Here is a 13,237-nt window from a genome sequence, read left to right as displayed (position 1 = left end):
CTCGCTCAGATCAGGTCGAGCATCAGCGCGGCCCGGGTCTCGCCCAACGCCGCCTCGGCCATCAGCCGTCCGGCTTCGGTCTCGAGCACGCCGAGCTGGGTCGTCAGGCGCGACGCATATTGACGTGGCGTCATCTTGAACCAGTCGCAGGCCACCGCGACGCCGGTGGTCGTGTAGCGCCACAGCTTGTCGGCGTCGCGCACGATCCGGTCGTTCAGCGAGCGCGGGTAGGGGCGGGTGTCGTGGCCGTCGATGATCTCGCCGACCGCGACGATGATGTCCTCCGGCCAATCGGCCTGTTCGAGGACTTCGCGCGACATGCGGACGCCTTCGCTTTCGTGGAGAAAGCGCACATCGGACTGCATCATGTTGGGGCCGAAGCCCTTCTCGATGATGTCCTTCATGTCGATCGCGTACCAGCCGATGTCGTGCAGGATGATCGCGAGCGAAACGATGTCCTCGTCCGCGTCCGGATAGTGCACGAGCAGCTTGCGCGCGTAGGCATAGGACAGGGGAATGTGGACGTCGTTCTTGCGCGCGCGCATGTACGGCTCGCTGATGCGCCAGACCTCGTCATAGCGGTTGCCGACATCGGACCTATCGAGCATTGCAATGTTCCATATGCGGAGAGAGGCCGGCGCTGCCGGCCTCTCTCGATTGGGTCAGGACAGGATGGTCACTTCGCCGGTCGAGCCGTTGACGCGCAGCATCTGTCCGTTCTTGATCGAGGAGCTGGCGCGTCCCGTGCCGGTGACGGCGGGCAGGCCGTATTCGCGGCACACGATCGCGGCGTGGGACATCATGCCGCCGATGTCGGTGACGATCGCGTTGATCTTGCCGAAGATCGGCGCCCAGCTCGGCGCGGTGACCGGCGCGACCAGGATCTCGCCCTGCTGGATCTGGCCGAGCTCGTCAGCGGAGCGCACCACGCGGGCGCGGCCCTCGACGAGGCCGGGGGAGGCGGCCATGCCGGACAGCTTGGTGGTGTTGGCAGCGCCATCGAGCCATCGGCCGATGCTCTCCGTGGTGATGCCCCACAGCATGATCGTGAACGGCTCGGTGATGACGTCGGGCGGATTGTTGAGCGCGGGCTGCGGCGGTGTCGTCGCGAGCGCAGCCAGGATTTTCTTCCGCCGCTCGATCTCCGGCGGCCAATAGGTCGGACCGATCGCCGGTGCGCCGACGGCCCAGCCATTGCCGTAGTCGAACAGCGCGTCGCGGACCTCCTGACGATTCAGATAGAACAGGTCGTCGGCGTCCTTCCAGAAGCCGGCATCGCGGAAGATGGCGCCGAGCTCGCGCATCTTGCGCCAGAATACGCTCATCGACCAATGCTCGATGTAGAAATTGTGGTTCTCGACATAGGGAAACACGGTCCGGGCCAGGCCCAGCTTGCCCTCGAAGGCGGCGCGTGCATCGGCGTCCAGCATCTCGGCATATTCGGACGTGATGCGGTCGCGCTCCTTGGCGATGGCCTCCGTCGGCCGGTCGATCTCCTCGCCCCGCTGCACGCGGACGACGTAGTCCCTGACATAGCCGAGCGGGATGTCGAGATGCTCGATCCAGTACTTGTCGGTTGAGTAGAAGCCGTTGCCGGAGGTGAAGTTGAACCAGGGATCCTGCGCCTCGCTCCAGGCCTTCAGCCATTCGCCGCCGTTCGGCGCACGGCCGACCGCGGCCAGCGCCTCGTCGACCGATCCGCTCTTCAGGGCATCGGCGACACCGAGCGTCACGGCGAGCTTGGCGAGCTTCTTCAACTCGTCGTCCGGACGAAACAGGTCGACTTCCACGCCCTGTACCATCTTGGCGATCGCCTGGTCGGGAATGGTGGGGAATTGCCCCTTCATGAAGCTGAAGAAGTCGAGATAGGCCGCGTAGCCGAGATTCAGGAACTCGAAATGATACTGCCAAGTCTTGTAGAGCAGCTGGATCGCCCGGTCATAGGTCTCCATCAGCGCGTAGGTGTTGTCGAGGCCGACTCCCGCCGTGATCCACTCCAGCGGCACGGCTTCGGGCAGCGGCTCGAAGTTGAGCGCCTCGAGATCGGCGATGTTGGCGCGGACCTTCTTGTCCCAGTTCGCCAGCAGGCGATCCCAGTTCTGGAAGTAGTAGCCGGCGCGCTCCATGAAATGCGGCACGCGGCCTGCGATCAGCTCGGGCGCCACCGCCACCGGGCTCATGTAGCAATAGCCATTGTGGATGCGGTATTCGACGCCGTTCGCCGGCGGGATCAGATAGTGCCGCGTGTTGTACTGGCCGAGGCACTTGACCGCGAATTCGACCGTGACGGCGTCGAACGGCTTGAACGGGCTCGGCCAGTGCTGCGAGTCGCAGAACCAGAACTTGCCGTCCTCCTTGTCGCGCAGGCTGTTCTGGAACTGGAGATAATAGGGGTAGAGCTTCTCCCAGCCCTCGGCGCCGACCGGCGTCTTCAGGTCATAGGGACTTGGGAATTTCGCATGCGCCGTCATTGTCGTTTTCCCCTCGGTTATCTGTTGTTTGTTGTCGTGATGCTCACCGCTTGGCCTGGACCGGGGCCAGCAGCGTTCCAAGTACACCCGCAATCCCGGTCTCGTAGATCGCGGTCGACTGCTTCTTCCTCTGGCTCCAGACGGTCTCCGGCCGGCTCTGCAGCGCGACGAGGTTCTCGTCCTCAGGGAGATCGGCGTCGATCGCCCATTCGACGTCCTGCGGACAGCCCATGCTGCGCTCGAGCGACTTGGCGAGCCTGGCGACGGCGAGCACCTGGGTATTGGACAGGGAAGGCAGGGTGCGACGTTCCGGCGCGATCACGCGCTCGACGGTCCGGCGCTCGGCATGATCGGCGACGAGCTCGAAATCCTTTTCGGCGATGCGCTGCTTGATGACCTGCAGAAGCACCTTCTCGACGACGAAATTGTCGGGCGTGATTTCGCCGGAGACCACGGGCTCGCCGAGCCCGAAGGCGGAATCGATCACGATCTTGGTACGGTCGCCGTTGATCGGATCCAGCGTCATCGCCACGCCCGCGGCGGCGGCGTTGACCATCTTCTGGACGCCGACCGACATCAGCACGTCGATCTGGCCGAGCCCGTTCTCGGCACGGTAGGAGATCGCGCGCGCGTTGAAGAGACTGGCCCAGCACGCCTTGACCTTCTCGACCACGGCGTCCTCGCCGACCACCCAGAGATAGGTATCCTGCTGGCCGGCGAAGCTGGCGTCGGGCAGGTCCTCGGCGGTCGCCGACGAGCGAACCGCCACCGGCAACTGACCGTCGGGCGACATCCGGCGATACGCCTCGCGGATCGCCTGCTCGACCGCGCCCGGCATCGGCTGCGCCATGATTGCGTCGCGGATCTCGTGCGACAACTTCTCTTCGTCATCGACATCGTCGAGCACGATCCGCGACAGGCGCTCGCTGATCGTCGCCTCGAGTCCGTTGCTTCGAAGATGAAGGGCGTAGGCGTCGGTCGCGACCGCAAATCCCGCGGGAACGCGCACGCCCTGGGCGATCATGCGCGCCAGGCTCGCGCATTTGCCACCGATGCGCGGGAAGTCGTCCTCGCGTGCGGCTTCGAACGGCACGATGAAGGATGCGGCTGCGTTGGCGCCCATGCGTCTGTTCCCCACCTTATGGCCCGGATCGGCTCCGGACTTGTTGTTGCTTGTGAAACGCGGCCAAGTGACGATCGTCGCGTCAGGTCACGTCCCATTCGATCCGAAGCGCCGTCGGCACGCGGAACGAGATGTTGTGAACGAAGTCGATGGTCTGGTCGGCAGCGAGCCGGAGACCAGGAAGCCTGCGGGTGAGCTCGCCGAGCGCGATCGCGAACTCGATGCGGGCCAGCTGCTGGCCGACGCAGGTGTGAATGCCGTAGCCGAAGGCCAGATGGCTTCTCGCGTCGGTGCGCCGGACGTCGAAACGGGTCGGCGCGGAGAACACCGCCTCGTCGCGATTGGCGGAGCCGATGAGCAGGAGGATATTGGAATCCTTCGGCACCGGTACGCCGCCGATCTGGGTGTCATTCAGGGCGCGCCGGCGCCAGGCCACGATGGACGGGCTGAAGCGCAAGCATTCCTCGACCGCCTTCGGAATGAGCTGCGGCTCGGCGATGATGGCTTCCCAGTTGTCGCGCCGCTGCAGCAGCTCGCGCATGCCGTTGGCCATCAGGGTCGTCGTGGTCTCGTGGCCGGCGAACAGTACGCTGTAGAGAACGCCGGCGATCTCCTCGTCGCTGATCTCGGCGCCGTCCTTCTGTAGTCGGACCAGATCGCCCGGCAGATCGTCGGTCGGATCGTCGTGGCGCTGACGCACCAGCGCGCGGCAGTAGGTCCAGTATTCGACCATGTTGCGCGCATGCACGATCTGCTCGTCGTCGCTGAGGTCGCCCCACGTCAGCAGCGCGCGGCTCACCGCCCAGGACTTCACGCGCGGCACGTCCATATTGGGAATGCCGACCAGCTTGAACAGCACCAGCGCCGGCACATCATAGGCGAACTCGCGGAAGAAGTCGGCATGTCCGCGATCGGCGAAGGCATCAATCGCCTGGTTGACGATCGCCTTGATCTCCGGCTCGATCGCCCTGAACCGGCGCGGCCCGAAGCAGCCCTGGACCAGCTTGCGGATGCGGGTGTGATCGGGCGGTACCCGCGCCGACAGGCCGGAATAGGCGGTGAAGCCGCCCTCGCGCATGATGCGCTTGCCTTCCTCGCACATCGGGCGAAGCGGGGCCTGGGCGTTCTCCGAGGAGAATGTGCGCCAGTCGTCGAACACAGCCTTGATGTCGGCGTGGCGCGCCACCACGAAATATTTCAGCTCGTCGGAGAAGAAGACAGGCGCCTCGGCGCGGGCCCATTCATAGAACGGGAACGGATCGCGCATCTCGAAGGGATCGAAGTCTTTGGCGGCGTCGCTGTAGGGACACCGCGCCAGCTGAGCTGCCGAACCTGGCATGTCGTCCTCCCATTCGCCGCCCTTGGTGGCGACGTTGTCATGGGCTCACTCTAAGCGGCGGCCTTTGGGTTTTCTTTAGCCCTTAACTCTATGACAATTTGAGAAAAATCGTCAATTATGCGGGCGGCGGCAGCCCCATGGCGCATGGCCTGGCCGGCAAAGGTCGCGTTGCCGAGCCGGTCGCGAACGAGCGGCCTTACGCCGTGAGCTTGCGGTGCAGCTCCTGAAGCGAGGCGCTCTTCGGCCGGTTGTCGAAATGCTTGAGCGAGTCGAGGTACAGCTTGAACTGGCGGTCGATCGCTTCGCGTCGTCCTTGCGCCTTGAACACCTGCATTGCCTCGGCATGCGCCATCTCGCACAAGGGATCGATCGCCAGCGCCTTCTGGCAATGCGCGAGCGCGGCCGAGTGGTCGTTGCGTTCGAGATAGATCCGTGCCGCGTCGCGTTGCACCTTGAAGAACATGTCGCGCAGCCAATAGCGCTTGCTCCAGCACCAGTCGCGCTCGCCATCGTCGGCGTACTCGACCGGAATGTCCTCGAACAGGTCGCCGGTGTACAGACGGTCCGCCGCCTGCAGACAGATCAGCGCCTCGTCGCTGGCGCCCGCCTTGATGTGACCCTGGGACTGACGGCAGAGCTGCTCGAAGGTTGAGATGTCGAGCCAGCTGCGCTCCGGGGGCACCAGCACGTAGCGCGATCCCTCGCGTCGGACATAGTTGCGCGTCTCGTCGCGTCCGTTGGGCTGGCCGAGCGCCAGCCGCAGATAGCGCACGGTGTGATAGAGGCGGTTACGCGCGGCCTCAATGTCCTCGGCGTTGGGCCAGAGCAGATCCGCAAGCTCGTCGGTGGCTGCGCCATGGCCGCCCTTCTGCAGCAGATAGGCGAACAGGGTCTTGGTCTTGCGGGTCGCTCCGCCGGGCGGGTCCCAGTTCACCTGGCTGCCGTCGTTGCGATAGATCCGCAACCGTCCGAAGCAGCGGATCTTCCAGCGGTCGCGGCTGTCGAGATGAACTGTACTGGGCTCTTCTGCCGAGCGCCGCAACAGCCACATGGGGTCGGCGCCTTCGGCTGCGTGCAGCGCGGCCGCCGATGTCCCGATCCGCAACTCCGGCGCGATCGCGCCGAGCCAGAAATCGACCTGCTCACGCAACGCGCCGCGCGTCTGCAGCCGCGACGGCAGCCAATGCGGATTGTCCACCAGTCCGGCGCTGGTGAGGATCTGCGGATGGCCGCGCAGCGCGACGAGCAACTGCTCGTCGATCAGCACCCGGCGGTTATAGAGAGAGGCGATCGAGACCTCGGACTGCTGGGTGAGCGTTTCAGCAAGTGCGGGCCAACCCTCGAAATTGGCCGTCGCCGAGTTGGTCTCGAGGCCCCAGCTCATGTCGACGACGAGCAGGGCGGGGCCGTGTCTGCGGGTCGGCGCCACCCACCTCTCGATTCGGCCTGCGACATCTCGAAACGAGATCGGCACCCGCAGCAACGCCATCTCGACAAAGCTCTTGCCCTCGACGAATCCGCTCTTGTTGATGCGCTTTGCGAGCTTCTCGACCCGCGCGACCGCGTTGACGTCCGCCGCGATCACGAAGATCCGGCACGGCTGTGCGACAGTCTGGTAAAGCTTGAAGAAGTCCGCAAAAAGAAGCTTTTGCTGCGTCGCGAATAGGGCGAGGTTGACAGAACTATTCTTGGTCATGGGTCCTCACCCGCGACAACCCCATTGCCGTCAGCAGACTGGAGGTAGTCTAAGAGCGGCCGCCGGAAGGTTGCAAGGCCCTGTTTCGCGAGCATTCCAGCAAGCTGGCGAGATCCAAAGGCCGTGAAATGCGGCAGCGAAATGAATAGCCTTCAGCGACGATGCATGTTCGGGTTCGAGGGAGGGGGATGCGGATCGAGCAAGCCAGCGGAGCTGATTGTCTCAACGCGAGGCTCCTCTAGACCGGCAGGCGCTCGTGAATTGCCGCTCCATGACCTCTCGGATGAAGGGGGACGCCGCTAGAACTGTCGGGCTGGCAGCGAGTTGATGATTGATGTTCGATGGAGGCCAGCCGCGGGATAGGCCTTATCCCTCAGCTTGTCATATGAGAAGTCTGGCTCCGTTGTCTCCCGCTTGCGAACCATCTCGAAAGAAAGCTCACGGTGCCCATTATGGGCATAGAGAGCTGACAAATATCGCAAGGGTGGAGCAAAGGTCGGAGCAAGAGCATGGCTGGCTTCTGCAAGATGGACGGCCTTGTCCAGTTCTCCCGCCATGGTCCCCGCAATGCAGCTCAAGGCATCGAGCTGAAAACGGAAAGGCGCCGCACCAGCGATCGTACGGGCAAGCAATGTGTGCTGAAAGCCGTCCTCTGGTTTGCCGAGATAGCTCTTTGCGATTCCCTGGCAGGCCCAGGCGATCGGGTTGGCGTGGTTCAGTTCGCGCAGCCACCCACGTTCCATCTGCCACCTTCATTCGATGGGACCGAGGGGGCGAACGAAGACCGTGAGTGGTGCGCTCAGTGTTATCGCAGCCGAGTCTGCAGAGCGCAGCATTGAGCGTATTGTCGCCAATCGGGCGACGATAGGCGAAGCGCCAAAGTCGCGGTGGCGAGCATGAAAAACCCGCCTTCATCTCAGCGTTTGTAATCCTTGTCTGCCGGCTTCAGGTGCCGGAGATACGGGGCGGACTCGGCCAGTTCGATTCCACCCACGACTCGCGATACCATGACCTCCGCGAACTTCCATCAAGAATACCGGCAGAGGGGGCGGACGCCAGCGATGGGCAAATGCGGCTTGTCTTTGATGTTGAGGGGTAAACGGCCGACGGCGGATGCGGGCGAACGGTCCAAATGGTGCCCTGGCCGGAATCGAAGCACCGCGAAGAATGCTGTAACCAAGGCTTCCTGGAAGCACCCGAAGTCGGTACTCACAGCCTTACTCACATGATTTATGAGTCCATAGGCCATTCGGCTCTCTTGATGGAGCCGTCCACGGCGGTTCATCTTCATCAACGTTGTGCAATGAGGATCAATGAGCTGCGTGGTCAGCATACCGGCGGACTTCAACGTCATCAAAGTTGTCTCGCCGGCAACGAATCGATGATCGATGACCGATGCAGGCCGGCCGCAGGATAGGCCTTGTCGCGCAGCTTGTCGTATGAAAAGTCCGGTTCGCTGGCCTGCAATCTCCTCACCATCTCGGAAGAGAGATCGTGCTTGCCTTCGTGCGCATAGAGCGCTGAAAGGTAACGCAAGGGTGGTGCGAAGGTCGGCGCCAGCGCATGACTGGCCTCCGCCAGATGGACGGCCTTATCGAGTTCGCCCGCCATCGTCCCCGCGATACAGCTCAACGCATCCATCTGGTATCTGAATGGTGCAGTTCCGGCGATGGTGCGCGCAAGCAGCGTATGTTGGAAGCCCTCGTCGGGCTTGCCGAGATAGCTCTTGGCGATTCCCAGACACGCCCAGCCGATCGGATTGGCGTGGTTCAATTGGATGCTGCGTTCGGCTAGTTCGTATGCGGCGACGTAGGACCGCCGCATCATGGTCTGAACGTGCGCGCTCAGGCCCGCAACATAAGAATTGTGAGGTTCGAGTTCGAGGGCGCGGTACATGAAGTCGAGGGCCTCGGCTTGCAGTGTCTGACGGCAACTGAATTGTCGTTCCGCAAGTAGAAAGGTTCGCAGATACGCCCGCCAAGCCAGATAGATCCCGCGTGATTCAATATCGAATGCGGCCGCGAAGAGCTTATCGGCCGTCGCAAAGTTGATCTTGCCGAGCCTGAAAAGATGCAGAATCCCCGAATAGCAGAGATCGGAGGCTACCTCGGCATCCGGCCCTCCCGAACGGACCGTGATGAACTGATCGATGGCGACGTTGACGACGAGATTGACGCACCGCATGACATCCGCATCGTTCAAGTCCAGCGCCTGAATGCCGGGTAGCTGCAGCGTGGACGACCACTTCAGGGCATGTTCCGGTCGCTGCGACAATGCGAGGCGGACGATTTGCCTGGTGTGGCCTCCGAACACGTCCGAATGTAGCGAAAGCGTCTTGCGCGGCGCTGCGTCCTTGTCGTCGCAAGCCGGGTCCATCGTATCCCGACAATCGATGACCTCGGCGACGCCGAGTTCCTGTATGGTTTTTGCGACCGAGTCGATCAGGCTGTCCGCGAGCAACGATGCGTCGGACTCTCCAGACTTGGAGTTGCGAACCAGCACGATCCGATTCCGTGGAATCGAACGTCCGCGCACCGGTTCTTCGAGGGCAATGTCCGCACGGCGATCGGTCCTTGCTTGGCGCGTAGTGCGGCGATCGCTGAAGTTCTGACGTTGCGATCGAAGCCAGTCCTCGAAACCATCTTCGCCAATATCGATGCCTTCCAGGAGTTCGCCGGAGTCGTCCGCTTTTGTGGCAAGATCGAAATCCGTATCAAATAAGGTCGGATCGAGCGCCAGCACATAGCTGTCCGCAAAAAGCACTCCGTGATCGTTTCCAAATGCCTTTCGAATTTCTGACAGGCTTTGGCGAAGGCTTGCCGCGCCCTGCTCCTTGCCTCGACTGCCCCACAGCTTATCCTGGATCCAGACGCGCGATCTTTTGTTTTCAGGCGATAGCGCCAGCATTGCCAGCAGTGCGCATGCCTTCCGTCCCCGCGGCGTGCAATCTTCACCGTTCGAATTGATGATCTTGGGCGGACCAAATAACCGAAGATGCACCTTGGCTGTCGAACTTCGCATGGATCGCTCTTGAGGGTCCTGCCCTGTCTTTCGTAGCCCGCTACCCTCAAAGGTAGCGGAAGACGTTTCTCAACCATGGAGTGAAATCCTGCGGCAAACACCTGTCAACGTGAAATATGCGTGAAATTGCGTTAATTCCGACTGCGGACGACTTGACCGTTCAGGGCTTCGAACTGAGCATCGCGACGTACCTGAGGTTGTTCGTCGGGTTTTTCCGGGGAGGCGCAAATGGCGCGGATAAGCGGCGAGAGCGGTGAAAGTGGCGAGAGCGGCGAGAGTGGCGAGAGCGGTGAAAGTGGCGAAAGCGCGCGCTCCCGGTCGTTCACGGCAGCACGGGCGCTCATCTCGGGTCGCGAGGGCGTGGTGGGGATGTGGCGGGATGTTGGTACCCCCCCGGCAAACTACGAAGCCAAACCGTACGCGCTGGACCGCTGGTCGACGCCGGTGCGATTGCGAACCCTGACCGCCGAACTGTTGTCCGGAATCTACTACGATGTCGGAGATTGCAACGAAACAAGCGAGTCCGTTTGCGTCGAATATCGGGGTCGCGGCGAAGACGGTACATGTGCGTTGATTCACATGATCAGGCCAAGTCCATCCGATTTCGCCAAACAACTGATCTTTGTGCATAACTATGCGGCACTTCGGATGGAGCGCAGCGGCGAGATCATGACGGAGATGACGGACATCCTGTCGTTCCTCGGCTCGGTGGGCTTCCTGCACCCGGATCGAACTCGGCGGACGTTCGAGCTGCTGACGCTGGTCCTGAACGTGACCGGCCTAATCGAGATGCGGGTCAAGCATGCGCTGACCTGCCGGCGACCGGTCGAGTACTCGCCCCAGATCCAGCCGATGATTCCAACGCCCGGTCACGGCTCACTGCCAAGCGGGCACGCGACGGAATCCTTTGCCGCCGCTTTCGTGTTCTATGCGTTGCTGTCGCAAGCCAGAAGCGCACGCATCAAATTCGATAGCGACGATCCGACTTTCGAGCAACTGATGCGGATTGCCGAACGCATCGCCATAAACCGGACGGTTGCCGGTGTTCACTTCCCAGTCGACAGTGTAGCCGGCATGAAGCTCGGTCTCGCCTTGGCGGAGTTCTATATTGCGCGTTTCTGCGGCGGCCGTTTTCTGAAGACGCATGCTTTCGATGGGCGAGGATTCGACGGCGACTTCTGCTACGAAGATTGGATCTCTGAATTCGTCGACGACCCCCAGGAGCGAAAGGCCAAGTCCGACAGCGGACGCAAAATATCTGGAAATACGCGCGCCGAAGTGCCGAAATCCTGTGATCTGAACCATCTCTGGGACCAGGCGGTCGCGGAGTGTCAGTTGATGATCGGAGTGGTAGGCAAATCGCGATGAAGCTTCATTGGAAAAAGACCGCTTGCGACCGTCCCGATCCCTATCTGGACTGGGAATTCCGGACCCGGCGCAAGCCCAACCCGGATCCCTGGTGCTCTGTGCAAATCCAGATCAGGCCGTTGCGCAGCGCTCTTGAGAGCCTTTACGAGCTACAACGCGCCGTCGATGAGGGGTACGTGCCTGACCACGACGTCCCGGCCAAGAAATTCACCATTCGAATGAGCGATGACGAGCGGACTCTCCTGAGTTGGTGGATCAAGGCCCTGGAAGGGCCTAAGCCGCCAGAGATCGATGAAGTCGACATGCAGTTCTTCATCTATCGCAAGGAAACGTTCATCTATCGTGGCGGCAGATTCCGCGATCCCGGATTTTATCGCTCTCTTTTCGTGGGGCCGCCGATCATCGGTTTGCAGTTCAACGACTTCAACCCCCAGCCCGATCCGACCAGCTTCGAACCTTCCTTCCTGGCGGCTACCAAGGTTGCTATCGGCATCATCGACGATGGGATTGCCTTTGCGCACGAAAGATTTCGAGATCGCCGTATGGTCTCGAAGATCGCGGCCATGTGGCTACAGGAGACGGAGAAGCGGAGTCCGGCAGACAACGCCGTCGTATTCGGCCGCCGCCTTATGCATGACGAGATCAAGCAGTTGTTGCAGGAATCCAAAAGCGAAGACCGCATTTACCGGAAGGTTGGTGCGACCGATTTCGGCAAGACCCGCGCCTACAATCCACTGGCCGCACGCGTCAGCCATGGGACGCATTTGCTCGATCTGGCTGCAGGCGGAGGTCGGGGCAGCGAAGGAGTTTCGATCCTCGCTGTCCAATTGCCGTCGGTGGCGACGATCGACACGTCGGGGCTGACGATGGGAAGCTATGTGCTGCAGGCGGTCAGGATGATCATGACGTGGGCCGATGCATTGAGCGAAGCCGGGAAGCCAATTCCGCTGGTCATGAACTTCAGCTATGGCCTTTTGGCGGGTCCTAAGGATGGCACTCAGTATCTCGAAAAAGCGCTCGCCGGCATGGTCCGCCACCGCAACAAGCGCCATCAAAACCCCAATCTGACCCGCCTGGTCATGCCGGCGGGCAACAGCTATCGCACCCGCGCCGCCGCAAAACTGGAGCTCAAAAAGGAGGTCGAAACCCTGGATTGGGTCATCCACCCCGATAGTGCAGCAACGAACTACGTCGAGATTTGGCTCGATACCGGCGCCGAAGGCAAGCCGGGACAGGCACCGGTGGAGATCTGGCTGACCGCACAGGACGAGAGGACGAGCCCACCCATTCGGCCTAGCGAGGGTTACATTCACCAGGCGACGATCGGTGGCGGTCCGATCGCTGGGATTTATTTCGACCGCATTCAGCACGGAAAATCCGTACGCGAGCTGATCCTGCTCGCTGTCAATCCGACCGTGCGCAACGACGACTGCCGCGAGATCGCACCTTCCGGTCGCTGGAAGCTGTCTCTTCGGAATTTGACCGGGACGGCGATCACGGCACATGTCTACGTTCAGCGCGACGATACGCCGTTCGGCTACCCGCGGCGCGGCCGCCAATCTTACCTCGATCACGCCGGTGCTTATGACCGAGATCCGCGGACCGGCGACTATCGGCTGCAGAGGGACGGTTGGCCAATTAGGTATGCCGACACCCTATCGTCGATTGCAACCGGCTCGATGAATGAGAGCGACCATGTCATCGTTGTCGGCGCCGCGGAGGCATCGGAGGGGCATCCCCCTTCCGACTATACGTCGAGCGGGCCCACGTTGGTTCGGTCCGGGCCGGACTGCTCGGCGTTCGCTGACGAAGGCAATGCGCTCTGGGGCGTCCTCGCCGCGGGCACGTTCAGCGGCTCGGCTGTGAAGCTCAACGGCACCAGCGTCGCCGCGCCTCAGATCGTGCGGAAGGTGGCAGACGAACTGCGGGCGATGGCTCATCCGGCTGCGGACAGTACGGCCGCGCCGGGTTGCATCAATCCGGCCGCGACTAATCCAGTGACGAGTCCCATCGATCCACCCGATCCTCGGCTCGGCAAATACATCTTCCGGCCTGGCTCCGACGGACACATTCCGAGGCGTCGCTATCCGGCGGTGAAGGAGCTATCGGCCGGACCTGAGTCTTAGATTGGCGCAGCGTGCGCCCTTCGCAAAAAAGACCGTGCGTATCGCGATCTTCGCCCACGCGTCGACATTACAGGCCAAGCGCTGTCCGCGCTC

Annotated in this window: 9 protein-coding genes; 2 read left to right on the top strand and 7 right to left on the bottom strand. The window is 62.0% G+C overall.

Features of this window, described 5'->3' with window-relative positions:
• Positions 1 to 5 precede the first annotated feature (5 nt).
• The 7 genes from ACQR1X_RS25805 to ACQR1X_RS25775 all read right to left on the bottom strand — a co-directional run bounded on the left by ACQR1X_RS25805 (position 6) and on the right by ACQR1X_RS25775 (position 9,650).
• Positions 6 to 608 (bottom strand): HD domain-containing protein, encoded by a 603-nt coding sequence (locus ACQR1X_RS25805; protein WP_316181170.1) that lies wholly within the window; start codon positions 606 to 608, stop codon positions 6 to 8.
• 54 nt (positions 609 to 662) lie between these two features.
• On the bottom strand, positions 663 to 2,471 hold the full coding sequence (locus ACQR1X_RS25800; protein ID WP_316218015.1) for a PEP-utilizing enzyme: 1,809 nt from the start codon (positions 2,469 to 2,471) through the stop codon (positions 663 to 665).
• Between the two features lie 43 nt (positions 2,472 to 2,514).
• Positions 2,515 to 3,594, bottom strand: coding sequence for a PEP/pyruvate-binding domain-containing protein (locus ACQR1X_RS25795; RefSeq protein ID WP_316181174.1), 1,080 nt, complete (start codon positions 3,592 to 3,594; stop codon positions 2,515 to 2,517).
• A gap of 82 nt (positions 3,595 to 3,676) precedes the next feature.
• Positions 3,677 to 4,933, bottom strand: coding sequence for a cytochrome P450 (locus ACQR1X_RS25790; protein ID WP_434847141.1), 1,257 nt, complete (start codon positions 4,931 to 4,933; stop codon positions 3,677 to 3,679).
• Positions 4,934 to 5,129: 196 nt separating this feature from the next.
• On the bottom strand, positions 5,130 to 6,629 hold the full coding sequence (locus tag ACQR1X_RS25785; protein WP_315804565.1) for an AfsR/SARP family transcriptional regulator: 1,500 nt from the start codon (positions 6,627 to 6,629) through the stop codon (positions 5,130 to 5,132).
• A gap of 299 nt (positions 6,630 to 6,928) precedes the next feature.
• Positions 6,929 to 7,372 (bottom strand): hypothetical protein, encoded by a 444-nt coding sequence (locus ACQR1X_RS25780; protein ID WP_434899879.1) that lies wholly within the window; start codon positions 7,370 to 7,372, stop codon positions 6,929 to 6,931.
• 610 nt (positions 7,373 to 7,982) lie between these two features.
• Positions 7,983 to 9,650 carry a hypothetical protein gene (locus ACQR1X_RS25775; RefSeq protein ID WP_434899878.1) on the bottom strand — a complete coding sequence of 556 codons (1,668 nt, stop codon included), beginning with the start codon at positions 9,648 to 9,650 and terminating at the stop codon, positions 7,983 to 7,985.
• 228 nt (positions 9,651 to 9,878) lie between these two features.
• On the opposite strand from ACQR1X_RS25775, the gene ACQR1X_RS25770 reads away from it, so the two are divergent.
• Both ACQR1X_RS25770 and ACQR1X_RS25765 read left to right on the top strand, forming a co-directional pair.
• Entirely contained in the window at positions 9,879 to 11,018 is a 1,140-nt protein-coding gene (locus tag ACQR1X_RS25770; RefSeq protein ID WP_315804562.1) for a phosphatase PAP2 family protein, read from the top strand.
• Positions 11,015 to 13,144 (top strand): hypothetical protein, encoded by a 2,130-nt coding sequence (locus ACQR1X_RS25765; protein ID WP_434899877.1) that lies wholly within the window; start codon positions 11,015 to 11,017, stop codon positions 13,142 to 13,144. The genes ACQR1X_RS25770 and ACQR1X_RS25765 overlap by 4 nt, the downstream gene beginning before the upstream one ends.
• Positions 13,145 to 13,237 lie beyond the last annotated feature (93 nt).

It is taken from the genome of Bradyrhizobium sp. HKCCYLRH3073 (genome assembly GCF_051167995.1).
In the GTDB taxonomy this organism is placed as follows: domain Bacteria; phylum Pseudomonadota; class Alphaproteobacteria; order Rhizobiales; family Xanthobacteraceae; genus Bradyrhizobium.
This window is presented reverse-complemented; position numbering and strand designations above follow the sequence as displayed.